The organism is Corynebacterium sp. Marseille-Q4381 (assembly GCF_036881695.1).
In the GTDB taxonomy this organism is placed as follows: Bacteria; Actinomycetota; Actinomycetes; order Mycobacteriales; family Mycobacteriaceae; genus Corynebacterium.
Window position 1 is genome coordinate 253,500 of record NZ_JBAJNR010000001.1, and the last position, 26,060, is coordinate 279,559.

At 65.5% G+C, this 26,060-nt stretch carries 28 protein-coding genes; 7 read left to right on the forward strand and 21 right to left on the reverse strand.

The features are described 5' to 3' along the window. Positions 1-3: 3 nt before the first annotated feature. Together V6D40_RS01300 and miaB are read right to left on the reverse strand one after the other, a co-directional pair. Complete coding sequence (locus tag V6D40_RS01300; protein ID WP_334288547.1) at positions 4-564, reverse strand: Rv2732c family membrane protein; 561 nt, start codon at positions 562-564, stop codon at positions 4-6. After that, complete coding sequence (gene miaB, locus V6D40_RS01305) at positions 561-2,030, reverse strand: tRNA (N6-isopentenyl adenosine(37)-C2)-methylthiotransferase MiaB (RefSeq protein ID WP_334288548.1); 1,470 nt, start codon at positions 2,028-2,030, stop codon at positions 561-563. The genes V6D40_RS01300 and miaB overlap by 4 nt, the downstream gene beginning before the upstream one ends. Positions 2,031-2,119: 89 nt before the next feature. On the opposite strand from miaB, the gene V6D40_RS01310 reads away from it, so the two are divergent. Then, the gene (locus V6D40_RS01310; RefSeq protein ID WP_334288549.1) at positions 2,120-2,968 is read left to right on the forward strand and encodes a transporter substrate-binding domain-containing protein; all 849 of its coding nucleotides are present in this window, start codon (positions 2,120-2,122) and stop codon (positions 2,966-2,968) included. An 8-nt stretch (positions 2,969-2,976) separates the two neighbouring features. On the opposite strand, the gene V6D40_RS01315 is transcribed toward V6D40_RS01310, so the two are convergent. The 5 genes from V6D40_RS01315 to V6D40_RS01335 form a co-directional block, all read right to left on the reverse strand. Continuing rightward, positions 2,977-4,149 carry an aminotransferase class I/II-fold pyridoxal phosphate-dependent enzyme gene (locus V6D40_RS01315; protein ID WP_334288550.1) on the reverse strand — a complete coding sequence of 391 codons (1,173 nt, stop codon included), beginning with the start codon at positions 4,147-4,149 and terminating at the stop codon, positions 2,977-2,979. Continuing rightward, positions 4,146-4,841 carry a 6-carboxyhexanoate--CoA ligase gene (locus tag V6D40_RS01320; protein WP_334288551.1) on the reverse strand — a complete coding sequence of 232 codons (696 nt, stop codon included), beginning with the start codon at positions 4,839-4,841 and terminating at the stop codon, positions 4,146-4,148. The genes V6D40_RS01315 and V6D40_RS01320 overlap by 4 nt, the downstream gene beginning before the upstream one ends. Before the next feature lie 23 nt (positions 4,842-4,864). Continuing rightward, positions 4,865-5,455, reverse strand: coding sequence for a recombination regulator RecX (gene recX / locus V6D40_RS01325; protein ID WP_334288552.1), 591 nt, complete (start codon positions 5,453-5,455; stop codon positions 4,865-4,867). Beyond that, complete coding sequence (gene recA / locus V6D40_RS01330) at positions 5,439-6,563, reverse strand: recombinase RecA (RefSeq protein WP_334288553.1); 1,125 nt, start codon at positions 6,561-6,563, stop codon at positions 5,439-5,441. Before recA ends, recX begins: the two co-directional genes overlap by 17 nt. Positions 6,564-6,730: 167 nt before the next feature. Continuing rightward, entirely contained in the window at positions 6,731-6,946 is a 216-nt protein-coding gene (locus V6D40_RS01335) for a DUF3046 domain-containing protein (protein WP_334288554.1), read from the reverse strand. 33 nt (positions 6,947-6,979) lie between these two features. Here V6D40_RS01335 and V6D40_RS01340 point away from each other — a divergent pair, with 33 nt between their 5' ends. From V6D40_RS01340 to V6D40_RS01350, 3 genes are read left to right on the forward strand one after another with little or no spacing between them, the layout of a single operon-like run. Beyond that, entirely contained in the window at positions 6,980-7,570 is a 591-nt protein-coding gene (locus tag V6D40_RS01340; protein ID WP_334288555.1) for a biotin transporter BioY, read from the forward strand. A 3-nt stretch (positions 7,571-7,573) separates the two neighbouring features. Beyond that, positions 7,574-8,257, forward strand: a complete 684-nt coding sequence (locus V6D40_RS01345) for an energy-coupling factor ABC transporter ATP-binding protein (RefSeq protein ID WP_334288556.1) — start codon at positions 7,574-7,576, stop codon at positions 8,255-8,257. Then, positions 8,254-8,868: an energy-coupling factor transporter transmembrane component T family protein gene (locus V6D40_RS01350; RefSeq protein WP_334288557.1), complete on the forward strand. Its 615-nt coding sequence runs from the start codon at positions 8,254-8,256 to the stop codon at positions 8,866-8,868. Before V6D40_RS01345 ends, V6D40_RS01350 begins: the two co-directional genes overlap by 4 nt. Positions 8,869-8,874: 6 nt before the next feature. On the opposite strand, the gene V6D40_RS01355 is transcribed toward V6D40_RS01350, so the two are convergent. The 5 genes from V6D40_RS01355 to pgsA form a co-directional block, all read right to left on the reverse strand. Beyond that, entirely contained in the window at positions 8,875-11,520 is a 2,646-nt protein-coding gene (locus V6D40_RS01355; protein ID WP_334288558.1) for a lamin tail domain-containing protein, read from the reverse strand. Between the two features lie 150 nt (positions 11,521-11,670). Then, entirely contained in the window at positions 11,671-12,519 is an 849-nt protein-coding gene (locus V6D40_RS01360) for a PspA/IM30 family protein (RefSeq protein ID WP_334288559.1), read from the reverse strand. 88 nt (positions 12,520-12,607) lie between these two features. Continuing rightward, complete coding sequence (locus V6D40_RS01365; protein ID WP_334288560.1) at positions 12,608-12,979, reverse strand: helix-turn-helix domain-containing protein; 372 nt, start codon at positions 12,977-12,979, stop codon at positions 12,608-12,610. 8 nt (positions 12,980-12,987) lie between these two features. Continuing rightward, a complete protein-coding gene (locus tag V6D40_RS01370; RefSeq protein ID WP_334288561.1) occupies positions 12,988-13,545 on the reverse strand; it encodes a CinA family protein in 558 nt (185 codons plus the stop codon). Continuing rightward, positions 13,542-14,087, reverse strand: coding sequence for a CDP-diacylglycerol--glycerol-3-phosphate 3-phosphatidyltransferase (gene pgsA, locus V6D40_RS01375; protein WP_334288562.1), 546 nt, complete (start codon positions 14,085-14,087; stop codon positions 13,542-13,544). The genes V6D40_RS01370 and pgsA overlap by 4 nt, the downstream gene beginning before the upstream one ends. 24 nt (positions 14,088-14,111) lie before the next feature. Between pgsA and V6D40_RS01380 the strand changes: the two genes are divergently transcribed. Continuing rightward, positions 14,112-14,399: a YciI family protein gene (locus V6D40_RS01380; RefSeq protein ID WP_334288563.1), complete on the forward strand. Its 288-nt coding sequence runs from the start codon at positions 14,112-14,114 to the stop codon at positions 14,397-14,399. Between the two features lie 3 nt (positions 14,400-14,402). Here the strand turns inward: V6D40_RS01380 and V6D40_RS01385 are convergent, their stop codons facing one another. The 9 genes from V6D40_RS01385 to dapB all read right to left on the reverse strand — a co-directional run bounded on the left by V6D40_RS01385 (position 14,403) and on the right by dapB (position 25,040). Beyond that, a complete protein-coding gene (locus tag V6D40_RS01385; protein ID WP_334288564.1) occupies positions 14,403-15,575 on the reverse strand; it encodes a TerC family protein in 1,173 nt (390 codons plus the stop codon). A gap of 173 nt (positions 15,576-15,748) precedes the next feature. Beyond that, complete coding sequence (locus V6D40_RS01390; RefSeq protein ID WP_334288565.1) at positions 15,749-18,802, reverse strand: FtsK/SpoIIIE family DNA translocase; 3,054 nt, start codon at positions 18,800-18,802, stop codon at positions 15,749-15,751. Between the two features lie 75 nt (positions 18,803-18,877). Continuing rightward, positions 18,878-19,333 carry a hypothetical protein gene (locus V6D40_RS01395; RefSeq protein WP_334288566.1) on the reverse strand — a complete coding sequence of 152 codons (456 nt, stop codon included), beginning with the start codon at positions 19,331-19,333 and terminating at the stop codon, positions 18,878-18,880. Then, positions 19,334-19,960, reverse strand: coding sequence for a TIGR03085 family metal-binding protein (locus tag V6D40_RS01400; RefSeq protein ID WP_334288567.1), 627 nt, complete (start codon positions 19,958-19,960; stop codon positions 19,334-19,336). A 14-nt stretch (positions 19,961-19,974) separates the two neighbouring features. Further along, positions 19,975-20,409 carry a hypothetical protein gene (locus V6D40_RS01405; RefSeq protein ID WP_334288568.1) on the reverse strand — a complete coding sequence of 145 codons (435 nt, stop codon included), beginning with the start codon at positions 20,407-20,409 and terminating at the stop codon, positions 19,975-19,977. An 85-nt stretch (positions 20,410-20,494) separates the two neighbouring features. Then, the gene (locus V6D40_RS01410; RefSeq protein ID WP_334288569.1) at positions 20,495-22,567 is read right to left on the reverse strand and encodes a ribonuclease J; all 2,073 of its coding nucleotides are present in this window, start codon (positions 22,565-22,567) and stop codon (positions 20,495-20,497) included. A 2-nt stretch (positions 22,568-22,569) separates the two neighbouring features. After that, complete coding sequence (dapA, locus tag V6D40_RS01415) at positions 22,570-23,478, reverse strand: 4-hydroxy-tetrahydrodipicolinate synthase (protein WP_334288570.1); 909 nt, start codon at positions 23,476-23,478, stop codon at positions 22,570-22,572. Between the two features lie 62 nt (positions 23,479-23,540). Next, positions 23,541-24,293, reverse strand: coding sequence for an FAD-dependent thymidylate synthase (gene thyX, locus V6D40_RS01420; RefSeq protein WP_334288571.1), 753 nt, complete (start codon positions 24,291-24,293; stop codon positions 23,541-23,543). Next, positions 24,294-25,040 carry a 4-hydroxy-tetrahydrodipicolinate reductase gene (dapB, locus tag V6D40_RS01425; protein ID WP_334288572.1) on the reverse strand — a complete coding sequence of 249 codons (747 nt, stop codon included), beginning with the start codon at positions 25,038-25,040 and terminating at the stop codon, positions 24,294-24,296. Positions 25,041-25,079: 39 nt separating this feature from the next. Between dapB and V6D40_RS01430 the strand changes: the two genes are divergently transcribed. Together V6D40_RS01430 and V6D40_RS01435 are read left to right on the forward strand one after the other, a co-directional pair. Next, positions 25,080-25,727 (forward strand): AMIN-like domain-containing (lipo)protein, encoded by a 648-nt coding sequence (locus tag V6D40_RS01430; protein WP_334288573.1) that lies wholly within the window; start codon positions 25,080-25,082, stop codon positions 25,725-25,727. Then, the gene (locus V6D40_RS01435) at positions 25,724-25,963 is read left to right on the forward strand and encodes a hypothetical protein (protein WP_334288574.1); all 240 of its coding nucleotides are present in this window, start codon (positions 25,724-25,726) and stop codon (positions 25,961-25,963) included. Before V6D40_RS01430 ends, V6D40_RS01435 begins: the two co-directional genes overlap by 4 nt. The last annotated feature ends 97 nt before the right edge of the window (positions 25,964-26,060 follow it).

The following is a 26,060-nucleotide window of genomic DNA, read 5'->3' on the forward strand; positions in this document are numbered from 1 at the left end:
GGGCTACTGCTGTTTGTGGCGGCGGGCGGCGCGGGCGCGGCGGTCGTCGACAAGCAGCGGGTTCCCGCTGTGCGATTCGGTGGCAGCGCGCTGCAGCTGGGCAAGCTCGTCGCTTTCCGGCGGTGCGCTCTGGGTGCTGGACGCCTCGGCTCGGCGGGTGATTGCCGGTACGTATGCGAAAACGGCGATCACCACCTCGACCAATGCAACGTAAAAGCCAGGGCCGTGGCCGATGTCGAGGAGCGCCGTGGTGTTGCGCAGCCACATGGACAGCACCGCGAACACGAGCGACATCGCGGTGAGCACCCACCCCACGGCGGCAACGCGGTAGCGCTTCGTCAGCATCGCCACGGTACCGAGTACGCCTAACCCGATAAGCGAGAACCACGCAAAAAGGTACTCCGCGATGTTCGCGCCTGCATCGCGCGCAGCGTCGGTTGCCGCGAGGAATTGCCACCCTCGCGCAGACCCGGCGAAAGGAAGGAAAAACGACACGACAACGCCGGCGGCGCAGGTGAGGAGGGTGGGTTTGAAGGGGCCGTCGGCAAGCTGTGCTTCGGTCACTGTGGTGCTCCGATGCGTAGCGTCGGCAAGCCTAAGCCCACTCCCGTGGTGGTGGGCACCTGACCGATCTCGGAGTTATCGCCGGCCTTCGTGCGGCGGTGCTCGTGGACGCCGGAATCCGCGATCAAGAAGTGCGGTTTGGCGTCGGTGACAGTCACGGTGACGTAATCGCCGGGGCGAATCCCCTCGTTGCCGTCGAGCGAGAAGTGCACCAGGCGGCCATCGCGGGCGCGGCCCGACATGCGCTGCGTGCGGTCGTTCTTCCGGCCCCCGTCGGCCTGCACGAGCAACTCTTGCTGCGTGCCGACCAGCTTCGCGTTCTCTTCCGCGCTGATGCGGTCCTGCAGCGCGACGAGGCGCTCGAAGCGCTCCTGCACCACCGCCTTCGGGATCTGGTCAGTCATCTCGGCAGCCGGGGTGCCCGGGCGCGGCGAGTACTGGAACGTAAACGCGGAAGCGAAGCGGGCCTTCTCCACCACGTCGAGGGTGGACTGGAAATCCTCGTCCGTCTCGCCGGGGAACCCGACGATGATGTCGGTGGTGATGGCGGCGTGTGGCAGCTTCTCGCGCACCTCGTCGAGAATCGCGAGGAACTTCTTCGAGCGGTAGGAGCGGCGCATGTCCTTGAGCACCTTGTCGGAGCCGGATTGCAGTGGCATGTGCAGCTGCGGGCAGACGTTTGGCGTCTCCGCCATGGCGTCGATCACGTCGGAGGTGAACTCCGCCGGGTGCGGCGAGGTAAAGCGGACGCGCTCGAGGCCGTCGATCTCACCGCAGGCACGCAGCAGTTTCGAAAACGCGGAGCGGTCGCGCGGGGTGTCCTCGTCGACGAAGTTCACGCCGTACGCGTTGACGTTTTGGCCGAGCAGCGTCACTTCGGACACACCTTGGTCGACCAGCGCCTGGACCTCGGCGAGGATGTCGCCCGGGCGGCGGTCGATCTCCTTGCCGCGTAACGACGGCACGATGCAGAACGTGCACGTGTTGTTGCAGCCCACCGACACCGATACCCAGCCAGCGTACGACGACTCGCGCTTCGCCGGCAGCACCGAGGGGAAAACTTCGAGCGCCTCGGCAATCTCCACTTGGGCCTCGTCTGTGACGCGGGCGCGCTCCAGGAGCGCTGGCAGCGCAGATAGGTTGTGCGTGCCGAAGACGGCGTCGACCCACGGCGCCTTCGTGATCACGCTGTCGCGGTCCTTCTGCGCGAGGCACCCGCCGACGGCAATTTGCATGCCGGGGTGCTGCTCCTTGGTGTGCTTCAGCTGACCCAGCGAGCCGTAGAGCCGCTTGTCGGCGTTGTCGCGCACCGCGCAGGTGTTGAAGACGACTAGGTCGGGGGTGTCGCCGGCGGGGGCGGCGACGTAGCCGGCGTCTTCGAGCATGCCCGACAGGCGCTCCGAGTCGTGCACGTTCATCTGGCAGCCGAACGTTCGCACCTCATACGTGCGGTTGGTAGTAGACACGGCACGAGAGTCTAACGCCGCGACGTGGTCAAACGAAAACGTTTGCGCGACAATGGTGGGCAACTGTTTTGCTGACTCAGGAGTTTTTCATGCACCGTGCCATCCGCCGCGCCGCGGCGTCCGTCGTTACCGCCGCCGCCGCGCTCACCCTTGCCGCTTGCTCAGGTTCTGACGGCAACCCCGAGGCCGAGGGCTTGCTGGCGCGGATTGAATCCGGCGAGGTCACAGTCGGCATGCGCGAGGACACCAGCGCGATGGGCAAGTTGGACGAGGCAATCGCAACCCACGTCATCAACGCGATCGCGAAAGACCGCGGCTGGGACGCGCCCGAGATCACGTGGGCAGAGACACTGCCGGCGAAGCGCGAGGAGATGCTGACAAGCGGCGAAGTCGACATGGTCGCCGCGGCGTACTCGATTTACCAGGAGCGGGCGGAGAAGGTGAGCTTCGCCGGCCCGTACGCGATTACGCACCAGGCGCTGCTGATCGCAGCCGGCAACACGGAGATCGACGGGCTCAACGATTTGCGCGGCAAGGTGGTCTGCTCGGCGACCGGCTCGTGGTCGGCGCAGATGATCCTCACCACGCAAAGGGACACGGAGGTGCGCGAACGCGACACCTACACCGAGTGCGTGGACGAGCTGCGCAGCGGCCGGGTCGACGGCGTGACCACGGACGAGCTGATCCTGCAGGGCTACGCCGCTAACAACCCGGGCGAGTTCCGCATCGTGGAGCTGGTAGACCGCGGCACGCCGCTGACCATGGAGCGCTACGGCATCGGCGTGCGCAAGGACGACACGCAGGTCACAGACGAGATCAACAAGGCGCTTGGGGCAATGCTTGACGACGGCACCTTCGACCGCCTCACCGCCACCCACATGCCCGACGGCGTAGAGGTGGAAAAGGACGTGCCCGGGGACCTCGCGTACTTGAACTAGGGCGAGATCTACGTGAGGCGGGCGATCGCGTCGGCAAGCGCGTCGATCTGCTCGAGGGTGTGCGTCGCCATGACGGTCACACGCAGCATCGCCGCGCCGCGCGGCACCGTTGGGTAGCGGATGGCGGGCACGAAGAAGCCCTCTTGACGCAGCTGGCTCGATGCGAGCTGCGCGGCGCGTTCGTCGCCCACAGGGACGGGGATGATCGGCGTGGGCCACTGCCCCATCCCGAGCCGGCCAGCGAGGTGGGCGATGTTGCGGTGCAGGGCGGGCACCGGGCTTTCGGCGCTGTCGATCACGCCGATCGCCGCAGTCACGGCGGCGCAGGTGGCGGGCGTGGGTGAGGTGGAGTACACGAACGGCCGAGCCTTCTGACGCAGTAGCTTGGCGACGCCCTCCGACCCCAACACCGCGCCCCCCTCCACGCCGAGCGCCTTCGACGCCGTGGCGACGAGGATGTCGGGCCGCGCTTGCGGATCCGCACCCAGACCGAAGTGCTCGATCACTCCGCGGCCGGTGGCGCCCAGGGTGCCGGTGCCGTGGGCGTCGTCAACCATCAGCGCCGCACCGTATCTGCGGCATAGCGCAACCATGCCCGGGACGTCGGCAACGGTCCCGTCCATCGAGAACAGCCCGTCGGTGACGACGAGGACGCGCGTCGCCGGCTCCGCCGTGTGCGCGGCGAGGAGCTCCTCGAGGTGGCTCAAGTCCATGTGGCGGAAGACGTGGACCCGCGCGCCCGCGGCTTTGGCGAGGCGGCAGCCGTCGATGATGCTGGCGTGGTTGCGTTCGTCCGAAAGCACCACAAGCTGCGGCGACGCCAGCGTGTGCAGCACCGCGGTGTTCGCGTGGAACCCGGAGGAAAAGAACACGGCGTCCGGGTAGCCCGTAAAGCGCGCGAACGCCTCCTCCACGCCCCGGTGCAGTTCGGTGGTGCCGGTGGTGAGGCGCGAGCCGCCGGAGCCAGCACCGTAGACCTCCAGAGCGCGGCGGGCGGCGACGACCACAGCCGGGTGCTCTGCGAGACCGAGGTAATTGGATGAGGAGAAGAGGATGGTGGGCGCGGCGTCGATAAGCGCACTCGGCTCCTGCGCCGAGGAAAACACCGCGGGTGTGCGCTCGAGGCCGTCGGCGAGCCAGGCGGTGAGCGTGTCGTCTGCGGCGGTGTCTATCCAGCTCACCGCTGCCCCACCACCACGGGCGTGTGCTCGAGGTACTCCACGAGGTCGCCCGGCTCAGCCACGACGAACACGCGGCCCCCGATCGGGGAACCGGCCGGCTTCATGTTCGGGATGCGGACGTAGCCGCGGCCCGAGGTGGCGAGGTAGCCGGTGGTGTAGTCGGGGTCGTCGGAGATGCACACCTCCGCTAGCACCGCCGGGTGGTGCGCAACCTTCGAGGCCAGCACCAGCGCCTCGGAGACGCGGGCCTTGCCGTCCGTGTCCGGGGGCGCGGCGGCATCCATGTTGGTCACGCGCACGCCGCGCTTGTGGTCGGCCTCAAGGCGGGCGCCGGTTGCGGCGCCCATGAGCACCGCCCCACGCATATCCCGCACCTCGGTCAGCAGCTGCCACGCGCGCTCGGCGTGGACGGTGTGGTCTTCGAGCATCCCCACCACCAGCTCGCGTGCCTCAGCGGGAGAGGCGCACTCGAGCTCCGTCACGGGCAAGAACGGGACGCGCACAATTGCTTCTTCGTCGACTGCAGCCACCGTGACGTGAATTTCGTCCGGCTGGCCCTTCGGGTGGGAAAGTGCGCGCCGCGTCATCGCGTCGCACACCCCGCCGACGCGGTCGGCGTCCACGATGCGCTCGGCGCCGGAGACGTGCACGCCGCCGCGGCTGGAACGCATTTTCACGCTGAACAACGACATGCGCCTCAGTCTAAGGCGCGGGCCTACTCCCCCGTGAGCGTTTCGATCCGCGCGTCCAAGCTCTCCCGCGCCACCCGCATCGTTAGCTCGCTGCCGTAGCCGCGGCGGGCAAGGACACCGACAACACGGCGCAGCACCTTGTCGTACTCGGCGCGGTCGGCCGGTGGTGCTTTGACCTCGCGCGCTTTCTTCTCCGCCAGCGCGCGGGCCTGCGCTTCCTCGTCAGCGGGCGTCACCTGCGCCAAGGCCTCGGCGCGGATGTCGGCGGCGACTCCTTTCTCCCGAAGTTCCAAGTCCAGCGCGCGGGTGGATTTCCCCCGGGTGCGCGAGCGCTGGCGGACCCATTCGGAGGCGAAGAAGGCATCGTCGATAAGCAAACTGCTCTCGAGTGAATCGAGCACCTCGTCCACTAACGCGGGCTCGAACTCCAGCTTGAGGAGGCGCTCGCGAAGCTCGTGGCGCGAACGCGCGCGCTGATCGAGCAGTAGCAGCGCCCGCTTGCGTATCGGTGCGAGCTCTTCCTCCCGGCGGGTGTCGAAGATCTCCCCGCCGGTGAAGTTCTCGATCGCCTCCTGCAGCTTGGCGATCTTGTCTGGGTTAGGCGAGCTCGCCATCGCCCTCGTCGTCATCGTCGAAATCGATGTTCGGAACCATGTCGATCGCGTCGTCCGTCAGGGCGTCGTCCTCAGCGCTTTGCCCCGCGTACTTGCCCACGCCGAGTGCCTGGAAGATCTTGTCCTCGATCTCGTCGGCCAGATCAGGGTTGCTCTTCAAAAACAGGCGCGCCTTCTCTTTGCCCTGGCCAAGCTGGTCGCCCTCGTAGGTGAACCAGGAGCCGGACTTTTTCACAATGCCGTTGTCCACGCCCATGTCGATGATTGAGCTCTCGCGCGAGATGCCCTCGCCGTACATGATGTCGAACTCGGCGACCTTGAACGGCGGAGACACCTTGTTCTTCACCACCTTCAGCTTGGTGCGGTTGCCGATGGAATCCTGGCCGTCCTTCAGCGTCTGAATGCGGCGCACGTCGCATCGGACCGACGCGTAGAACTTCAGCGCCTTACCGCCGGTGGTGGTCTCCGGGGAGCCGAACATCACGCCGATCTTCTCGCGCAGCTGGTTGATGAAGATCGCCGTCGTGCCCGAGTTGTACAACGCGCCGGTCATCTTGCGCAGTGCCTGGGACATCAGGCGTGCTTGGAGGCCGACGTGACTGTCGCCCATCTCGCCCTCGATCTCGGCCTTCGGCGTCAGCGCCGCCACCGAGTCGATGACGATGATGTCGATCGCGCCGGAACGGACCAGCATGTCCGCGATCTCGAGCGCCTGCTCGCCGGTGTCCGGCTGCGACACCAGCAGGTTATCGGTGTCCACGCCGAGCTTCTTCGCGTAATCGGGGTCGAGGGCGTGCTCCGCGTCGATGAACGCGGCGATGCCGCCGGCGCGCTGCGCCTGGGCGATCGCGTGCAGCGCCACGGTCGTCTTACCGGAGGACTCCGGGCCATAGATCTCCACGATGCGCCCGCGCGGCCAGCCGCCGATGCCCAGCGCCACATCAATTGCCGTGTTGCCGGAGGAGATGGACTGGATCGGCGGGCGGTTTTCCTCGCCCAGGCGCATGATTGCGCCCTTGCCGAAGTCCTTCTCAATCATCGCCAGCGCGGCGTCGAGCGCGTTCTGGCGGTCGTTGCCGGCCGCCGCGGTCTTTTTCTTCGTTGCCATGTGTTTCTCCTTGTCGCTTTCAGCTATTAGACGTCCGCCGCCACCGCTTCGGTTCCATCACTCTGGCGGTTTGACCTGCGGGACACAGTAGAGGCCGGTGCAAACATTGTTGAAGATACACGCACGCGTGTTCGAAATCCTATTCGACACACCGGTTCAACACGCCGCTACCACCCCGGCCGGTCCACCCCGAGACGGCGGTCCTCCGGCACGTCGAAGGAGTCGCACAACCCCTCCCAGACAACGCGGGGATCGACACCACTTTCGATAAGCTCCGCGGCCGTCTTGTCGCTCTGCGGCAGCACTTGCGACTGGATGATCCACTCCGCGCGCTCCGCGCCGAACTCGTCTCGCACGAGCTGATGAAATTCGGTCAATCGCATGCCATAAAACCTACAGGAGGTACTGTTTTCGCCATGACTTCCGCTGCAGGCGCACCTACTCCGCGCGCCAACAACACCGCGGCCGACATCGCGTACATCGCGGTGTTTGCCGCTATCATCATGATCCTCGGTTTCGTCGCCATCCCGGTGGGCGCGGCGGGCGTGCCGATCGTGCTGCAAAACGCCGCTGTCATTCTCGCCGGCTTGGTCCTCGGACGCCGCCGCGGCCTGCTCACCACCGCGCTGTTCCTGCTTGTGGGCATGGCGCTTCCGGTGCTCGCGGGCGGTCGCACCACCATCAGCGCTCTCGGCGGCGTGACGGTGGGCTACCTCGCCGGTTACCTGGTCGCAGCGTGGGCCGCCGGCGCCATCGCCTACCGCGCGCCGTTTAGCAACAACCGCGGCGCGACCATCGCCGTGCTGGCCCTCGCCGGCTACGTCGGCCTCTTCCTCGAGTACCTCTTCGGCGTGTTCGGCATGATGTGGCGCCTGTCGCTCTCCTTCGGCGAAGCGTGGGCAGCCCAGGTGCCGTTCTTCCTTCCCGACGCGCTCAAGGTCGCCCTCATGATCGCGATCGCGGCGGCGGTCCACGCAGCGTTCCCGGACCTGCGCCGCACGCGCTAGACCATGCCCACCATTGAGTTCCGCGGCGCGGCGGTTTCCTACGACGGCCAAACCGTTCTTCACCCCCTCACCGCCACGCTCACCGAGCGCCGCATCGGCATCATCGGTTCCAACGGCTCCGGCAAATCCACCACCGTTAGGCTCATAAACGGTCTCATCGAGCCCACCACAGGGCAGGTGCTTGTCGACGCCCTGTCCCCCTCCACCAACGGCAAAGAAGTCCGCCGGCGCGTCGGTTTTGTCTTCTCTGACGCAGAATCCCAGATCATCATGCCCCGCGTGGCCGACGACGTCGCATTCTCCCTGCGCCGCTTCAAGCTGCCGCGTGCGGAGGTCGACGCCCGTGTCGCCGCAGTTCTTGAGCGCTTCGGGCTTACCGACCTCGCCGGGAACTCGCCCCACACCCTCTCCGGCGGTGAGAAGCAGATGCTCGCCCTCGCCTCGGTCCTGGTCATCGAGCCGGAGACCATTATCTGTGACGAGCCCACGACGCTGCTTGACATGCGCAACCGCCGCCGCATCATCAACGAACTTGAGGCGCTCGACCAGCAACTTATCGTTGTCACCCACGACCTCGCCATGCTGGAGGATTTCGATCGGGTGCTGGTGATTAACGACGGCCACCTCGTCTTCGACGGCGCCCCAGCCGAAGCAATCTCCTACTACACCGACCTGATGGACGCATGATTCGCGAACTCCCTTTGGGCGTTTACGTCCCAGGAAACACGCTGCTCCACCGCGCCGATCCCGCGTGGAAGTTTGTGGTGCTCGTCGTCTTCATCGTGCTGGCGTCGTTTTTGCCGAGCCAACCGTGGCACGCAATGGCTTTCATGACGCTCGTGGTTGTCTGCTACGCGTGGGCTCGCATCCCCATGGTCACCGCGTGGCGGCAGTTCGTGCCGCTGCTGCCCATCCTCGTGTTCTTCGGTGCGTTCCTTTGGTGGCAAAACGGGCTGGGGCAGATGCTGACGAGCTTGATCAGCCTCGTCGCCACCTTCGCCGCCGCGAACCTGCTTACCCTCACGACCACCGTGGAGGAGTTACTCACTGCCCTCGATAGGTCGCTGCAACCCCTCGGCCGCGTCGGCGTGCGCGTGGAGCTGATCAGCCTCACCATCGCCTTGACGATTCGCCTGATCCCCCTCATGCTGCAAACGGCCAACGAGGTCCTCGACGCGCGCAAGGCGCGCGGCGCCGGGTTCTCGTTGGCCGCGTTCGGTATCCCCCTGGTAATCCGCGCTGTGCGCCGCGCCCGCATGATCGGCGAGGCGCTTATGGCGCGCGGCGCAGTGGACTAGACGCGCTTAGGCGACGAGCTTGCGCGCCTCTTCTATGATCGGCGCCGCCTGCGGGTAGGCGTTCGCAACCGCGTCGGCAAGCGGGCCGAAGATGGCAGCCCAGATGCCACCCAGCACCAGCGCCGGGATCAGGATCGCCGCCGCCAAGGAGCCGACGGTCGAACCGACGACGAACTGGCTGCTGTTAGAGCTGCCAGCCGAGCCCTGCGGCTTCGGAGCCGGCGCAACGACAGTCGTAGGAACAACAACGGTGGTCGGCACAGTCACCGTGGTGGGAACCGCAACCGTGGTGGGAACCGCAACCGTGGTTGGGACCTCAATCGTCGTCGGGACCTCAACCGTGGTCGGAACCTCAACCGTGGTCGGAACCTCAACCGTGGTCGGAACCTCAACGGTGGTCGGAACCTCAACGGTGGTCGGAACCTCAACGGTGGTCGTCACGATGACGCAGTCCTTCGAGACCACCGCGATCGCGCCACGGAGTGCGATGTTGTTGGTGTGGCCGTCATCGGCCCACAGGTAGCGGGTCGTGGTGGTCTGCTTGCCATCCACGCACTCGCCTACCTCGCGGCGGGCAGCAAAGCCTTCGTTGGCGAAGTTATCGGTCCCTGCGGGGCGGTTCTGCACCTTGGAGACCTCTTTGAACTCGGTGCCGTTGTGTGCCAGGAGGATGGATTGGCCGAAGCACACCTCGTCGCAAAGCACTCGCAGCTCCTTGGCCGAATCCTCCCAATCCAGCGCCATGACGCCCTTGAACGGGGACTTGTAGCGCTGGACGAGCTTGGTGGAGCCGTTGTCTCCGAGCTCAACGAAGAGGACTTCGCCGGAGGACTCGACGCCGACGGCGTACAGGTTGGTGCCGATGCCTGGGATGTAGGAGATCGCCTCCAGGCCCGAGTTCGCGCCGACCTTGCCGGTGTGTTCGGCGAGGTTCCACTCGTCGGTAGCCTTCAGCTCGCCGCTGGTGCCGGTCGGCAGGTCGAAGCGGAGTACCGACGGGCGGGAGACGTTCTTGTCGTCGTTGTTGCGCTCGGTGGCGACGTAGATCGCGCCGTCGTGGCCGATGGTGACACCCTCCGCATCGGGGGTGCCGGTGCCGTCTTGGTAGCGCAGGGTCCAAGTGCCGGCAACGGTGTAGGTGTCGTTGTCTGCGTCGTAATCAAGGGCCCAGAGGGAACCCTGGCCGTTGTTCACGATCCAGGCGCGGCCGTTCTCGTCGAAGTCGACGCCGGACATGTCCTCGATGTTGAAGTCGGCGCCGAGGTCGATGTCCTTGATCTCGAGGGCGGCGTGCGGCCACGCTTCGGCCTCGAGCGGCGCGGGTTCGGTGTACGCCTCGTTGGCGGCCTCCGGTGTGGCGTTGGTGTTGACGAAATCGCCGGTACCGTCCGGGATGCGGCCCAGGGTGTCGGGGGCATGGCCCTCCCAGGTGTGCTGGTCCACGAGCTCCTTACCTGGGTTGAAGAGGCGGACGCTGTCGTTGCCGCCAAGACCAAAGCCCTTTTGCCCGCCGAGTACCTCGGTGCCCTCGGTGTAGAAGCGGTAGAAACCACCAGGCTGGAGCTCGGTGCCGGCAGGGATAACGAGCGGATCGTGCTTGTCATTGTCATCGAGCACGAACCACTGTGAGAGATCGACGACCTCGTTACCGGTGTTGTAGAGCTCGACCCAGTCGCCGAACTCATCGCCGTTGGATTCGATCTCGTTGATCACCACGGTTGAGGCCAGCGGGATGTCATCTTGGTTTTCCACGATGGCGACGTTGGCCGCGCCGCGCGTTGCCTTGCCGGTCACCGCGAAGTTGCCTGTCATGTCCGGGAGGCGGCCCCACGAGGTGTTCGCGCCGTTGTGCTTTGCGTGCTCGGCATACTTGAACGACTCAAGCAGGTTGCCGTCGGCGTCACTGAGGTTGACCTCGTCACCATTGCCCAGCCCAAAGCCCTTCGAACCGTCCGGGGTGAATCCCTTTTGGGTGTCGAAGACGTAATAGCCGCCGGAGGGAATCACCGTGTCGGGGAGCACGATCGGGGCATGCTTCGGATCATCGTCAACCACGGACCAGCCGCCGATATTGACGTCGCCATCCGTGGGATTGGCGAGCTCGACCCAGTCGGACTCGGCGCCGTCGGAAACGACCTCGTTAATCACGACGCGCAGCTGTTCGTTGGCGGCCTCGCGGGTGGGGCGCAGGCTCTTTTCCAGCTTGTCGCCGACGCGGATCCACGAGGTCTTCGTGCCGTGGACATCGGCGTGCGCGTTCCAGCTCTGGGTGTCGACGACGGCGCCGGAAGCGTCGCGGATGGTAATCTCATCTCCCTTGCCCAGGCCGAAGCCCTTGCTTCCGTCCGGGGTTTGCCCCTCTTCGGTGTAGAAGGCGTAGTACCCGCCTGCAGGAACCACGGCGTCGGACGGGAAAGTAATTGCGACGGATTTCTTGCCGCTGTCGATGGCGGTCCAGCCGCCGATGTTGATGTCGGTGTCGCCGGGGTTGTACAGCTCAACCCAGTCGGCCACGGGGTCGCCGTTGGTGACGACCTCGCTGATCTGAATCTGCTGGTCGGCCGCGGCCGCGCCGGGGACGGTGAGAAAGGTAAACGCCAGCGCCGCGGTGACAGGAGCCGCGAGGACAGCGTGGAAACGGGAAAGCGCCATAGAACTTCCTTGGTGTGAGGTGTGAACAAGGTTCTCGCCAAGGCTATGGATGCTCGGTAAACGTTAAGTGTCACCGAGGTGGCTAACGGGTGAAAGAACGCGAAACCCCCAACGCGGCGGGTGGCCGGTTGGGGGTGGGCGTCGACAAGCTTAACCTTCTCCGCGCAGCTCACGCATGCGCTGCGCGACCGCGTCGTCGGAGATCTGTGCTCCCGCCGGGTTGGCTGCACCGGTGTTGGAGGCGCCGCCCTGCTCGATCGCCGGCTTGGCACCGGAGGTGAGCTCACCGGCCATCTCAGCGCGGATTTGCTCGAGGCGGCCGTGGCCTGCCATCTGGATGCCGGCCTGCTCAACCTCAGCCATGCGGCCCTCAACGGAGTTCTGCGCAAGCTCCGCGGCGCCGAGCGCGTTGGCGTAGCGGCGCTCGATCTTGTCGCGGACCTGATCCAGGTTCGGGCCCGATGCAGTGATGGAGTTCATCTGCTGCATGGTCTCGGAGACCTTCTCCTGCATCTTCGCCTGCTCGAGCTGGCTGAGCAGCTTGGAGCGCTCCGCAACCTGCTGCTGCAGGTGCGCGGCATTGCGCTCGACGGCCTGCTTCGCGGCGCCAGCCTGCTGCAGCGCCTGGTCGTGCAGCTGCTTGGTGTCCTCGACACCCTGCTCAGCGGTCACCAGCTGGGCTGCGAACGCCTCAGCGGCGTTCTCGTACTCCTGCGCCTTCTGGTTGTCGCCGGCTGCGCGGGCCTTGTCCGCGAGCTGGAGGGCCTGGCGGGTGTTCGCCTGCAGCTTCTCCACGTCCTCGAGGCGGCGGTTGAGCTGCATCTCCAGCTGGCGCTGGTTGCCGATCACGGCGGCGGCCTGCTGGCTAAGCGCCTGGTGCTGACGCTGCGCTTCGCTAATAGCCTGCTCGATCTGCACCTTCGGATCGGCGTTTTCCTCGATCTTGTTGTCGAAGAGCGCCATCAGGTAGTTCCAGAATTTCTTGAACGGGTTCGCCATGGGGCGTTCTATACCTTTCGTGGGAGAATTCAACGAGTTCTGCATTCCCACTGTAGACGCGAAGCGCCCGCCACGCTTGCGCCAGGTATTACACCTCAGCGGCAGCCGGGGTGGTGGCGCTCAGTTCATCGGCGATAGACGTCAGTGACAGGTTCGACACGGCTTCGAGCAGCAGGTCCGCAACGGATGTGTCGAGTGCCTCACAGATCGAGGCGAGTACTTCGGATGAGACTTCCTTGCGGCCGCGCTCGAGCTCCGAAAGGTAGCCCGGGGACACGAGCGCTTGGGAAGCGAGTTCGCGCAGCGAGACGCCCTTGTCTGCGCGGTAGGCGCGCAGTGACATCCCGATCGCCTCGCGCAACAGCGGCTCTTTCGCCCGCCGCGCCGGAGCAATGCGGGCAGGGTCGAGCGTGAGGGTGCGGTCGAGTCTCGGTTCGGCGAGCAGCGTTGTAGTGGTCATCGTTAGTCCTAACGGTCCGCGCCCGCGGTTTGTTCCCGTTCGATCGCGCGCAGGGCTCCGAGCAGCGCAGCCTCAACGGCTGCGGCGCGGATCTCGTTGCGCTCACCCGTGAGCACGCGCAGCGGCTCCGCGGAGCCGGGCACTAGGGCGTAGCGGCCCGCCTCGGCCGGCAGGAGCTCGGCGGCGAGCGACGACGCAGTCCAGTTCGGTCCGCTCAGCCCGATCCACACCTCCCCCACCGGGTGGCCGTCTTGAAGGTCGGGGCCGGCAACGCCGGTGAGCGCAACCGCCCAGTCCGTGCCGCAGGCTTTTCGGCAGCCGCGCGCCATCTCGCGGGCGACGGTCGGCGAGACCGCGCCGCATTCTTGAATCACAGCCTCCTCAACGCCGGCGAGTGCCGTCTTCAAGTCGGTCGCGTAGGTCACCAGCCCGCCGCGCAGTACGTCCGAGGCACCGGGGACGCTAGCCAGCGTCGCGGTTGCCAAACCCGCGGTGAGGGATTCGCAAAAAGAGATGGTCTGGTTGCGGTTGCGGAGGGCGTCGATAAGCAAACTGCTCGTGGTCACTTGTTCACCTTTCCTGCGTCGACGAGGTACTGCACGCCGGTGATTACCGTGACCACCGCGGCGAGGATCATAACGACAAGCGTCGGGGTGTCCATCCACGCTGGCAGCGGGCAGAGGTAAAGGCCGATGCCGACGCTTTGCAGCACGGTCTTCAGCTTGCCGCCTTTCGATGCCGGCACCACAAAACCGCGCCGCAGCATCACCATCCGCCAAGCGGTGATGCCCAGCTCGCGGATGACGATCACGACGGTGATCCACACCGGCAGCGTGGACGCGATGTTCAGCGCGACCATCGCGGTAATCATCAGCGCCTTGTCTGCGATCGGGTCGGCGATTTTGCCAAAGTTGGTGACTAACCCGCGGGCGCGCGCGATGTCGCCGTCCAGCTTGTCCGTAATCATGAGCGCGACGAACACACCGAACGCCCACCACCAACGCTGATCGAGCACCAGCCACGCAAACACGGGGATGAAGATGATGCGCAGGCTGGTCAGCACGTTGGGCAGGTTCCAATTGGACTGTGTGGCCGTAGCGTTACTCACGCTTCCCACCCTAGACTGCCTGACATGAAATACTTCGCTTGCACCTACACATATGTAGACGATGGTGAACTTGTCGGCGCCACCCGCCCCGCGCACCGCGAGTTCATCGCGTCGCAGCTCTCCCTCGGGCGCGTCGTCGGCTCCGGGCCGTACGTCGACGGCGGGCAGGCGCTGATCATTATCCAGCTGCCGGACACCGCCACGCAGGCCGACGCGGAAGCGATCATGGATCAGGATCCGTACATCGCCGCTGGCGCGCTAGCCAAGCGCGAGATCCGGGAGTGGAACCCGGTCTCGAACATCTTCAGCTAAGCGCTACTTCTTTCCGCCGCGGCTCACGTGCAGGTGGTCGGTCTCCCGCGAGCCGGTCGCAGTGTGGTCGCCCTTGCCCGAAGTCGCCGGGTCGTCGATCCACTCGATGTGGTGGCCGTGGCGGTCCACCTTGCGGCGGTTGCCATGGTCGTCGAAGTCAATGTGGTAGCTCGGGCCCTCAGGGTCCTTCTTGCCGGCCTTGACGTCCGCGCGGTCCTTCAGCAGCGATGCGATCGCGGTTACTGCGAGCACGCCGACGATGACGAGCAGCGAGGTCACGGTGCCGAACTCCGGCACGTTCACGCCCTCGCCGCCGTTGATGAACGGCAGGTTGTTCTCGTGCAGCGCGTGGAACAGCAGCTTGATGCCGATGAAGCCCAGGACGATAGCCAGGCCGTACGGCAGGTACACCAGCTTGTCCAACAGCCCGTTGAGCAGGAAGTACAGCTGGCGAAGACCGAGCAGGGCGAACGCGTTTGCCGTGAAGACCAAGAACGCTTCTTGGGTGATGCCGTAGATCGCCGGGATGGAGTCGAAGGCGAACATCACGTCGATGAAGCCGATGGCCAGAAGGGCAACAAACAGCGGCGTGACGGCCTTCTTGCCCGCCTCGGTCTGCGAGACCAGGCGGTCGCCGTGGTAGGACTTCGTCACCGGAATAACGCGGCGCAGCGTCTTCACCACGAACATGTCATTCGGGTCGGTTTCCGGCTGGTCGGTCGCTTCGTCGTACACCAGCTTGATCGCGGTGTAGAGCAGGAACGCGGCGAAGAGGTAGAAGACATCGCTCCACGCCTCGATGATGACCGCGCCCAGCAGGATGAACAGCAGTCGGAACACCAGCGCCATGACGATGCCGATCAGCAGCACCTTCTGCTGGTACGCGCGGGGGATCTTAAACGCGCCCATGATCAGCGCGAACACGAAGAGGTTGTCCACCGATAGCGACAGCTCAGTGATGTAGCCGGTGTAGAACTCCACCGCGTGCTGGCCGTCCCACAGCCACCACACGATGCCGCCGAAAATGGCGGCCATGGCCATGTAGAACAGTGCCCAGCCGGCGGATTCCTTCACGCTGGGTTCGTGCGGCGTGCGCACGTGGGAGACGAAATCAAAGATGAAAAATCCGAGGATCACCACTGAAGTGATGAGCCAGATTGACACAGGAACGTGCACGTCGACCTCCGGTCTAGAGTTACAAAAAACGACCGGAGGTCTCCCCCACCTGCGTTAGGTCAGGCTGCTCGGACCGGGGCCGTTGCTTATCGACGGCACCGTGCTGACGATTCCGAGCACTTGCGGGGTACTCCCCTCCAACGTCAGGCCACATTACCACGCGCGGCGACGTTCTAGAACGCGCCGCCGGTGGGGTTGTAGGTAGCGGTGACAGTGCGGGTGTCGTCATCAGCGGGTGCGCTTTCAGGCCCCTGCTCCTCCTTAGGTGCCTCGGCGGGGTCGGCACCCTTGATCATCCACTGGATGGTCTCCAGCTCCTCCGGCTTGACCAGCACCTCGCGCGCCTTCGAGCCCTCCGACGGGCCGACCACGCCGCGGGTTTCCATGAGGTCCATCAGGCGGCCGGCCTTGGCGAAACCGATGCGCATCTTGCGCTGCAGCATCGAGGTGGAGCCGAGTTGGGAGGTGACGACGAGTTCGACGGCCTCGAGGAGGTCGTCCATGTCCTTGCCGATTTCCTCGTCGATCTGCTTGGCTTCCGCAGCCTTGTCCTCGGTCACGCCTTCCACGTAGTCGGGCTCGTCCTGGGACTTCGCGGCCTCGACGACCGCCTGGATCTCCTCGTCGGTGACGAACGCGCCTTGGAGTCGCTGCGGCTTGCCCGCGCCCTGCGGGATGAACAACCCGTCGCCCATGCCGATCAGCTTCTCGGCACCGCCCTGGTCCAGGATGACGCGGGAGTCCGTCAGCGAGGAGGTGGCGAACGCGAGACGCGACGGCACGTTGGTCTTGATCAGGCCGGTGACCACGTCGACCGACGGGCGCTGGGTGGCCAGCACGAGGTGGATGCCGGCGGCGCGCGCTTTCTGGGTGATGCGCACAATGGAATCCTCGATCTCCTTCGGCGCCGTCATCATCAAGTCGGCGAGCTCGTCGACGACGCAGACGATGAACGGGTAAGGCCGCATCTCGCGCTGGGATCCCGGCGGCGCGGTCAGCTCTCCCGAGCGAACCTTGCGGTTGAAGTCCTTGATGTGGCGCACGCGCGCGGACTTCATGTCCATGTAGCGCTGCTCCATCTCCTCCACTAGCCACTGCAGCGCCGCGGCTGCCTTCTTCGGCTGTGTGATGATCGGGGTGATCAGGTGCGGAATGCCCTCGTAGGGAGTGAGCTCCACCATCTTCGGGTCCACCAGGATGAGCCGCACTTCTTCCGGTGTCGCGCGGGTGAGCAAAGACACCAGCATGGAGTTCACGAACGCGGACTTACCGGAGCCGGTGGAACCGGCGACCAGCAGGTGCGGCATCTTCTGCACGCTGGCGGCGACAAAGTCGCCCTCGATGTCCTTGCCCAAGCCGATGAGCATCGGGTCATCTTCTGAGGCGACCTTGGGGGCGTCGAGGACGTCGCGCAGCCTCACCATCTCACGGTCCTGGTTCGGGACCTCAATACCCACCGCCGATTTGCCCGGAATCGGGGTGAGCAATCGGACGTTGTCTGTCGCCGCCGCGTACGCCAGGTTGGACTGCAGGTTGGTGATCTTGGAGACCTTCACGCCTGGGCCGAGTTCGACCTCGTAGCGCGTCACTGTCGGGCCGCGGGAGAAGCCGGTGACCTGGGCGTCGACGCGGAACTCCTCGAAGACGTCCGTAATCGCCTCGATCATCCGGTCGTTGGCTTCAGTGCGGGTCTTCGGCGCGGAGCCGGGGATGAGCAGATCGGTCGACGGCAGCATGTAGTCCGAATCGCGCGCAACGCGCTTCGCCTGCTGCTGCGCCGGCTGGGCAGGCTGGTTCTGAGCCTGGGCCTTCTCCACCTCCGACTTGGGCGTGGAAGCAGGCACAGCTGCGGCGTCGATGCCGCTACGTGCGACGATGGCCTTGCGCACCGCCTCGCGCGAGCTCTCGACCGCGTCGGGCTGTTCCGCATCGCTTTCGGGTTCTTCCGGCTCGCGTGCGGGCGGTTCCGGCTCGCGGGCGGGCGGCGTTGCCGGCCTCTCCAGCACCTGCGTTTCGTTGTGCTCCGGCTGCCGCGGAACGATTTCAGTCCGAGGAGCAGGCGCGGGCGCGGGAGTCGGGGTCTCTTCGACGTCGTCGGCGAAGTCGTAGACCTCCGGCTCTTCGTTCGCCGGGTAGTTCTCCATCGGGGTGCGCCGCGGCGCTGGCGGGGCAGGCGGCGTGGCGCGGTGGCGCCGTTGGCGAGGTGCCGACGCCGGCGCCGGTGCGCTCTCCGCGGCCGGGCGCTCCGCGCGCGGCCGGCGCTCGCGCCCCTCCGCAATATCGTCGAGGTCGCGATCGACGTGGCCGTACGGGTCGTTGCCATTGTCGCGGTCGCCGTCTGCGGCGGTGCTGTCTTCGCGATTGAACGCCTTCGAGAAGAATCCGACGATGTAGTCGTAGAACTGCCGGACGGTAATCCCCGTCGTCTTCAACGCTCCGTAGATGATGAGCAGGGTGAGAAGCGGCACGGCCACAAACGGGGTGAACGCGACGGAGAGTGCGCCGCCGACAAAGGTGCCAATTGCGCCGCCGGCGATCTTGCGCGATTCCCAATCCGCGGGCGTGCCCGCGAAAACGTGGATCATGCCGAGCATTGCCACCGCGATGATGGAAAGCCCCAAGGCGACTCGGCCGCGCACCTCCATCGGGGTGCGAACGTTGAGCATCAGCGCGATCGCCGCGCCAACCAAGACCACCGGCAGGATGAACGCGCCTGCGCCGATCACCCAGTGGCACGCCTGCGCAATGGCGCTGCCGACGGGTCCAGCGATATCCATCCACACCGACGCGCCGATAATGGCGGCGAGCCCGATTAGCACCAAGCCCCACGCATCTGCGTGGGCGGAGACGTCACCTTCAGTGCTGCGGCTGCTGCTGCGGCGCCGGCGTTTCGGCTTCTCCTGTTCTTCGTCCTCGTCATCCTGGCCCTCGAACGGATCGAGGTCGTCTTCCTCCTGCTCATCGCGGCGCTTGCGGCGGTTTGCGCCGATGCTGGAAAAGGCAGATCCAACCCAGCGCCCTGCCGAGCCAATGGAGTTGCCGACCACCTTCGTGGCAGACCCCACCCGCTCGTCCGCTGTGTCCGACGCAACCAGAGATGAGGTCGGGGGGTGCGTCATCGACACAGGCGCACCGTAGTCACGCGAGCGGGAGTACCCGCCGGTGGTGTGGCTGCGGGGCGCGGTCGACGAGCGCGTCGAGCGGGGAGCCGAATTTTTGACAGACATGCATGTAACTTTAATACCTCAAGTCACATTGCCCACACGCGCCACACCGGCGCAGGCGGGTTCTGATGCGCCCAATCAGATCCGCGAGGAGCCAGCCCGGTACAACAGGTTGTTCAGCTCCAGCTGCGCACGCAGCCCGAACGAGATCACCGGCGCGAAGAACTTCACCACGGGGTCGTTGGTGATGACCTTGCCGTAGGGCATGTACGACAACTCCGTTGCCTTTTCGCCGTCGATGTAGCAACCCCACATACCGCCTTTGGCGTTCATGAGGCAGAGCACCGAATCCTGATCGAACTGGCCGAGCACCCGGACGCCGCGGACGTTGCTGTCCCGGTACCTCGGGTCCCCGAACTTCACCACGTCGTAGCTGCGCCACTGGGTGGCATAGCCCGGTTCGAAAGGGACCTCGGTGCCGGCGGGAAGCGGCCGCCCACCCGTCCAATCAGTGCCGTCCTGCGCGTGAGCAACCGGGGATAGGACAGCGACGGCGCAAACTAGCGCCGCCGCGGTTTTGGCCGTGGTCTTCATCTACACTCCGCGTTCGATCGCTTCTAGTTCGGCGGTGTTGCCGGTAAGGGTGACGTCGGCAACCGAGCGCCCCGACACCCACAGCAGCAACTCCCCCGGCTCGCCCGAAACCCGCGCGACGTTGTCGCCGCGCTCCGCCACGCCGGCCTTGCCGCCGAGCGTGACCGGCGGGAGGTTCGGCGGCGTGAGCACGACGGGGATCTCCGCTTTGCGGAACGCCATCAGGCCGAAGCGCTTCGCCCACGTAAGCAGTTCCTTGTTCACGGCCGCGCTGAACTCGCGCGGGTTGACCTCTCCCCTGCCCCGGCGCACGTCCTCGTGGTGGATGAAATGCTCGGCGGTGTTCATCTTGGCATCGATCGGCCTCAGCGCCGCGGGAGGACCGGCCGCCCACTGACGCACGACATCCTCGTACGGGCGGGCGAGCTGCTTGCGGGTCTCCGCATCAAGCAGTTGCTTAGCGACGGGCACGAAAATCCCCGCAGCCGCCAACGGCTTCCGCTCGCGGATAAACAAGTGGGCGGCCAAGTCGCGGGTCTGCCACCCTTCGTTGAGGGTGGGTGCGTCAGGTCCGACCTCGATGAGCAGCTCGCCGAGGCGCTCGCGTTCTCTCTGGGCAAAAGTCATGCGCCCAAGCCTATCTAGAACGACGACATCGAGCTGAGGCGCCCGAGCGGCGAGTACGCAATTCTGTCCTGGATCTGGAACCGCAGCTTGAACAGCGGGGCGAAGAACGCCACCACCGGATCGGTAGTCACGCGGCGACCGTTGTGCGCCCAACCCAGGTCGGTCACCTCCGTCCCCGGCAAGGCGCACGCTTGGACGCCGCCCTTGTTCTCCGCGCAGAAGATCTTGTCGCCGTCGAAGCGGCCCCACACCTCAACGGATTCACCGTCGTTGGGCTGGCCTGGGCGGACCACGTCGAACTCCCTCCAGTAGGTACCGTAGCCCAGTTCGTAGGGCACGGGCTCGCCGGGAGCAACGAGACGGCTCGCGGCACCCGCGGGAGCGGCGGCGAGTGTGAGGGCGGTGACTGCCGCTACGCCGGCGGCGAGAAGCGTATCGGTGGAGCACATAGGAAACGGCCTTCCGTTCGAGATGAGTTGGATCTACAACCTACATCTTTAGTGGACGGAAGGCCGTTACGCTTAGCGGTTGCGTCTAGAGCGACTCTCGGGAAGCGTGCACGTCATCGTCGTCGTCATCAAGCGGCAGGAAATCCGCAGCCATCGGGACGATGGTCGGCAGAATCACCGGCTCGCGCTTGTACTTCTGCTCGATGCCACGGGAGACCTTGCGGCGCAGCTGCTGCACCATACGCAGCGGGTCGTTCTCACCCTCCGCCGCGAGGTCGTTCATGACCTGCTCGACGCCCTCGACGACCTTCTTGTTGAAGTCGCGATCGTCGTCCGACCAACCAGTAGTGGACACGGTCGGCACCGAAAGCAGGCGACCTGTGCGGTCGTCGATCACGCAGGTAATCGAGACGACGCCGCCGGAAGCCAGCGAGGTGCGGTCTGCCAGCACATCCGGGTCGACATCGCCCATGGTCTCACCGTCGACGTAGAGCTGGCCGACCTGGTACTGGCCAACCACCTTGATCTTGCCCTTGGTCATGTCAACCACGACACCGTTCTGCGCCAGCGCGGTGTTCTCCGGGCGCACGCCCGTGGAAATCGCCAACTCCTTGTTCGCGCGCATGTGGCGCCACTCGCCGTGCACCGGCATAGCGCAGGTCGGTCGCGCCGCGTTGTACAGCGCGAGCAGCTCGCCGGCGTAACCGTGACCGGACGCGTGAACATGAGCCTCCTGGTTGGTGATCACGTTCGCGCCAATCTGGGCGAGGTTGTTGATCACTGCGAACACCGCTTCCTCGTTGCCCGGGATGAGCGACGAGGACAAGATGATGGTGTCGTTGTCGCGGATGGTGATCTGGCGGTGCTCGCGGCGCGACATGCGCGACAGAGCAGCCATCGGCTCGCCCTGGGTCCCGGTGGTGATCAACACCGTCTTGTGCGGCGCCATCTTCGCGGCTTCCTCGATCGGGATGATCGTGCCCTTCGGCGCCTTGAGCAGGCTCATCTTCTCCGCGATCTCCATGTTGCGCATCATGGAGCGGCCGTTGAACGCAACCTTGCGGTGGTTAGCGACGGCCGCGTTAATCGCCATCTGCACACGAGCAACGTTGGAGGCGAACGACGCGATCACCACGCGCTGGCGGGCCTGGCCGACGAGGCGGGTGAGCGTTTCCTCGATACCTGCCTCCGAGGCCGAGATGCCCGGAATGGTGGCGTTCGTGGAATCGCACATGAACAGATCGATGCCCTCGTCGCCGTAGCGCGCGAGCGCAGGCACGTCGGTCGGCTTGCCGTCGTACGGCGTCTGGTCAAGCTTCACGTCACCGGTCATGACGACGTGGCCGGCGCCGGTCTTAATGGAGACACCCAGGCACTCGGGGATGGAGTGGTTGACGTGCCAGAAGCGCACGCGGAACGGGCCGACGGTGATGTCGGAATCCTTGTTCACCTCGTGCAGCTTCGGCTTCTGGCGGTGCTCCTGCGTCTTCGCCGCGATCAGCGCGTTGGTGAAGCGCGAGGAGTAAATCGGGATGTCGTGGCGCAGCTTGAGCAGCCACGGGATCGCACCGATGTGGTCCTCGTGACCGTGGGTGACGATCAAGGCCTCGACCTTGTCCAGTTTGTTCTCGATCGGACCGAAGTCCGGCAGCACCAAGTCCACACCCGGCTCGCCCGAGTTCGGGAACAGGACACCGCAGTCGACGATGAGGAGGCGGCCGTCGTACTCGAAGACGGTCATGTTTCGGCCAACCTCGGAAATGCCGCCGAGGGCGTAGATGCGCAGCGTGTTCTTCGCCGGCTTCGGCGGCGCCGGCAGCCGCTTGGTCAGGTCGTTGCCCTGCATCTGCTTGACCGGGTTGCGGCGGTCCCGGCCTTCGCCGCCGTTGTTGCCGCCTCCATTGCCGCCGCGGCCGCGACCGCGGCGTCGGCTGCGGCCGTTGCCTCCGTTTCCGCCGTGGTTGCCGTTACCGCCGTGGTTGTTGCCGCCGCGGTTGTGGTTCTCGCTGCCGTTGTCGTTTTGACCCGCAGCAGCGTTGTCGCCGCCCTCCCGGGCGGCGGGGGTCTCTGGCGCCTGGAAAACCGGCTGCTGGTCTGCAGGTTCCGGCGGGCCAGCCTTGCGCGTCACCTTGCGGGCGCGGTTACGGGGTTCATTCATTGTTAAAGGACTCCAGCCTTTTCCATGTCGTCTCGGAGAGCCGCAATCTGTTCCTCGGTCGCAGCTGCGACGGGAAGCCTCGGGTCTCCAACTTCAATGCCCTGCAGGCGCAGAGCTGCTTTAGCGAACGTGACGCCACCGAGCACCGCTTGGTGTCGCGCGAGCACATCGATGACGTTGGCGTTGATTTCCCGCGTGCGGGCGAGGTCGCCGGCCTCGAAACTCGTGATCATTTCCCGGAGTGCGCCAGGCGCGGCGTGCCCGACAACGGAGATAAACCCGGTCGCGCCGACAGCAAGCCACGGCAGGTTCAGCGGGTCGTCGCCCGAGTACCACGCCAGGTCGGTGCCAGCGATGAGCTGGGCGGCCTCGAAGAAGTCGCCCTTGGCATCCTTCACCGCCTGCACGGTCTCAAGCTTCGCCAGCTCCGCAATCGTCGCACCGTGAATCGGAACACCAGACCTGCCCGGAATGTCGTACAGGCAGATCGGCAGGTCAGTGGCCTGGGCCACGGCCGTAAAGTGCGCCAGGAGGCCGGTTTGCGACGGCTTGGAGTAGTACGGGGTGACAACCAAAAGCCCGTCCGCGCCAGCTTCCGCAGACTTGCGGGCCAGCTCGATGGAGGTGCGGGTGTTGTTGGTGCCGGCTCCGGCGATGAGCTTGGCGCGGTCGCCGACTTCTTCCTTGACCGCAGTAAGCACCGCAATCTTTTCTTCAACTGAAGTCGTCGGGGATTCGCCGGTGGTGCCGGCGAGGACGAGAGAGTCGACGCCGTTGTCCACGAGGTGGGCAGCTAACGAGCGCGCGGCTTCAAGGTCGACGTCACCGTTCGCGTCGAACGGGGTGACCATTGCAACGCAGACGGTGCCAAAGGTTTCAGCTCCGCGGTTAGCTTTCAGTGATGTGCCCATGGGGTAACAGACTACCCCCTTGCCCCGGCGACACTCACTTCACCACGCGAGCCGGTGTGTGCTTAGGCAATGTAGGGACTGGTGGCCATCCGGGTGCCGTCGGCGAGGTCGCTGATGAGGAAGTCGCTGAAGAGGACTGGCGCCTCGCCGCGAAGCAACTCGAGGCAGGCCACCGCTAGGCTCCGGATTTCGACGTCCGCGTGCTCCGAAGCCCGCGCCGCGATGAAGGAGCGCCACGCGCGGTAGTTCCCCGTCACCACAAAGCGCGTCTCCGTAGCGTTGGGCAGAATCGCGCGCGCGGCTTGGCGGGCTTTCTTCGCGCGCAGCAGCGCGTTCGGCTCGGCGGCCATGTTTTCCTCGAGTGCGGTGAGCAGCTCGTCATGGACGAAGCGCGCCTCGTCGACCGCGTTCAAGAACATGCGGCGCAGCTCCTCGTCGTCCGCGATCGCCTCGGGGACGACTACCTCTCCGGCGCCAGCGTGGACGTAGCGCTGCGAGAGCTGGGAGAACGAAAAATGGCGGTGCCGAAGCAGTTCGTTGCCCGCGACCCGCGACAGACCGCGGATGTACACGGTGGCGGTGGCGTGCTCGAGCAGCGCGTCGTGGCCCACGTCGATGATGTGGCGCAGGTAGGCGTCGTTTGCCCTGGTGTGCGGGTTGGGCTTGTCCCAGGTTTCGTAGCACGCCCGACCCGCGAACTCGACGATCGCTTCTGCGTCGGTGGCGGTCTCGTCTGCCTGCCACTCGATTCCGGAGGGCATGCGGAACTGCGACGCCGCGATCAACTGCACGTCAAGCGTCGACGATTCAGCCATCTACAGCCCCAGGTAGGCGTCGAGGCCAATGGTCAGCCCCGGGTGCTCCGCCACCTGGCGCACGCCGGTGAGCACGCCCGGCACGAACGACTCTCTGCCGTAGGAGTCCTGGCGGATGGTCAGAGACTGGTCGCGGGTGCCGAAGATAACCTCCTCGTGAGCAACCATGCCGGTCATGCGTACCGCGTGGACGTGCACCCCGTCCACGTTGGCGCCGCGGGCGCCGTCTACGGACTGCTCGGTGGCGTCGGGCATCGGGTCCATGCCCGCTTCGAGACGGGCCCGGGCAATGCCCTGCGCCGTCTTGATGGCGGTGCCGCTCGGCGCGTCGAGCTTGTTCGGGTGGTGGTACTCCACGACCTCTGCAGACTCGAAGAACGGCGCGGCCTGCTTCGCAAACGCCATAGTCAGCACCGCCGAGATAGCGAAGTTAGGCGCAATGAGCACGCCGACGCCGTCGGCATCAGCGCACCACTGGCGCACCTGCTCGTAGCGCGCCTCGTCGAAGCCGGTGGTGCCCACCACGCAATGGATGCCGTGCTCGATGCAGAACTTCAGGTTGTCCATCACCGCGCTCGGCGTGGTGAAGTCGACAATGACCTCTGCACCGCTTTCCACAAGCAGGTCGAGTGAATCGTCCGAATCAATCTCCGCGACGAGCCCCAGATCATCGGCCGCCTGCACTCCGGCAACGACGGCGGAACCGACGCGCCCCTTTGCCCCGAGGACTCCAACTTTTATAGCCACGACCCCTAAAAACCTCCGCTGGCTCATATAGTGGTGGGTATGAAACGATCGTCGATAAGCATAATGCTCCTTGCTTCGCTCGCTTTGACTGCCTGCGGGCAGGCTTCCGTGCCGGAGCCGGCGACCGTGACGCAGGTGAGCGGTTCAACCAGCGTTGCAACGTCAACCGTGACCGAGGCGGTTACCGAGGAAGTGACCGCGACGCAGACCGAGCAGACCACCGTCGAACCGGCAGACGCCGCCGCGACGAAGTCCGCCTTCACACTCGACACCGTCCGCATCCCCTCTGAGGGCAACCCCGAGTTGGTCATCGAGGACGTGCGCGCCGGCAGCCACGACGGGTTCGATCGAGTCGTGTTCGAGTACTCGGGCCCGGGCAAGCCCGGCGTGATTGCGGGCTACAACCCGGATCCTCGCCAGCAGGCGTCTGGCTACCCGCTCGACGTGCCCGGCAACGCGTACTTAGAGATCATGATTCAGGGCACGCCCATGATGATGATGTCCCCGCGCGAAGACCTGATCCCGACCGGGCCTGTCGGCGTTGCTGCGGGCGGAGTCACCTCAGTGGTGCACGGAGGCGTGTTCGAGGCCGACACCCAGTACATCATCGGGCTGGACCGCGAGCGGCCGTACCAGGTGTACATCATGGAGAATCCGACCCGCGTCGTTGTGGAGTTCCAAAAGTGAACCTGACCTCCTGGTTAGGAATCGGCTTTGTCGTCCTGCTGGTGGCGCTCGGCGCGGCGGCGCTTGGTGCGACGCTGAGGAAGATCAGCAAGTCCGACATGGATGACGCGTCGAAGTCGAAGTGGGGATTGTTGATCGGGCTCTCCCCTGGCGCGGGCTTGTACGCGTGGCACCGCAAGGACGAGCTGATGGGTAACGGCGACGGCGAGCAGGATTCACGGCGCGCCGAGCTTTAAACCCCGCACGTGCCCGACAACCCGGTGATTCCGCTCGGACTAGGCCGCTGGTGACCCGTGTCTCAGGCGCGACTGCGACGTGTTACGGTTCACATGT

Excerpts from the sequence above, each read along its gene's own strand:
- thyX (WP_334288571.1), bottom strand. The coding sequence starts at position 24,293 with ATGGCTGAATCGTCGACGCTTGACGTGCAGTTGATCGCGGCGTCGCAG.
- V6D40_RS01355 (WP_334288558.1), bottom strand. The coding sequence starts at position 11,520 with ATGGCGCTTTCCCGTTTCCACGCTGTCCTCGCGGCTCCTGTCACCGCG.
- recX (WP_334288552.1), bottom strand. The coding sequence starts at position 5,455 with ATGGCGAGCTCGCCTAACCCAGACAAGATCGCCAAGCTGCAGGAGGCG.
- V6D40_RS01410 (WP_334288569.1), bottom strand. The coding sequence starts at position 22,567 with ATGAATGAACCCCGTAACCGCGCCCGCAAGGTGACGCGCAAGGCTGGC.
- dapA (WP_334288570.1), bottom strand. The coding sequence starts at position 23,478 with ATGGGCACATCACTGAAAGCTAACCGCGGAGCTGAAACCTTTGGCACC.
- V6D40_RS01335 (WP_334288554.1), bottom strand. The coding sequence starts at position 6,946 with ATGCGATTGACCGAATTTCATCAGCTCGTGCGAGACGAGTTCGGCGCG.
- recA (WP_334288553.1), bottom strand. The coding sequence starts at position 6,563 with ATGGCAACGAAGAAAAAGACCGCGGCGGCCGGCAACGACCGCCAGAAC.
- V6D40_RS01360 (WP_334288559.1), bottom strand. The coding sequence starts at position 12,519 with ATGGCGAACCCGTTCAAGAAATTCTGGAACTACCTGATGGCGCTCTTC.
- V6D40_RS01395 (WP_334288566.1), bottom strand. The coding sequence starts at position 19,333 with ATGAAGACCACGGCCAAAACCGCGGCGGCGCTAGTTTGCGCCGTCGCT.
- V6D40_RS01365 (WP_334288560.1), bottom strand. The coding sequence starts at position 12,979 with ATGACCACTACAACGCTGCTCGCCGAACCGAGACTCGACCGCACCCTC.
- V6D40_RS01405 (WP_334288568.1), bottom strand. The coding sequence starts at position 20,409 with ATGTGCTCCACCGATACGCTTCTCGCCGCCGGCGTAGCGGCAGTCACC.
- V6D40_RS01345 (WP_334288556.1), top strand. The coding sequence starts at position 7,574 with ATGCCCACCATTGAGTTCCGCGGCGCGGCGGTTTCCTACGACGGCCAA.
- V6D40_RS01320 (WP_334288551.1), bottom strand. The coding sequence starts at position 4,841 with ATGTCGTTGTTCAGCGTGAAAATGCGTTCCAGCCGCGGCGGCGTGCAC.
- V6D40_RS01380 (WP_334288563.1), top strand. The coding sequence starts at position 14,112 with ATGAAATACTTCGCTTGCACCTACACATATGTAGACGATGGTGAACTT.
- V6D40_RS01390 (WP_334288565.1), bottom strand. The coding sequence starts at position 18,802 with ATGTCTGTCAAAAATTCGGCTCCCCGCTCGACGCGCTCGTCGACCGCG.
- V6D40_RS01310 (WP_334288549.1), top strand. The coding sequence starts at position 2,120 with ATGCACCGTGCCATCCGCCGCGCCGCGGCGTCCGTCGTTACCGCCGCC.
- V6D40_RS01430 (WP_334288573.1), top strand. The coding sequence starts at position 25,080 with ATGAAACGATCGTCGATAAGCATAATGCTCCTTGCTTCGCTCGCTTTG.
- V6D40_RS01340 (WP_334288555.1), top strand. The coding sequence starts at position 6,980 with ATGACTTCCGCTGCAGGCGCACCTACTCCGCGCGCCAACAACACCGCG.
- V6D40_RS01350 (WP_334288557.1), top strand. The coding sequence starts at position 8,254 with ATGATTCGCGAACTCCCTTTGGGCGTTTACGTCCCAGGAAACACGCTG.
- V6D40_RS01400 (WP_334288567.1), bottom strand. The coding sequence starts at position 19,960 with ATGACTTTTGCCCAGAGAGAACGCGAGCGCCTCGGCGAGCTGCTCATC.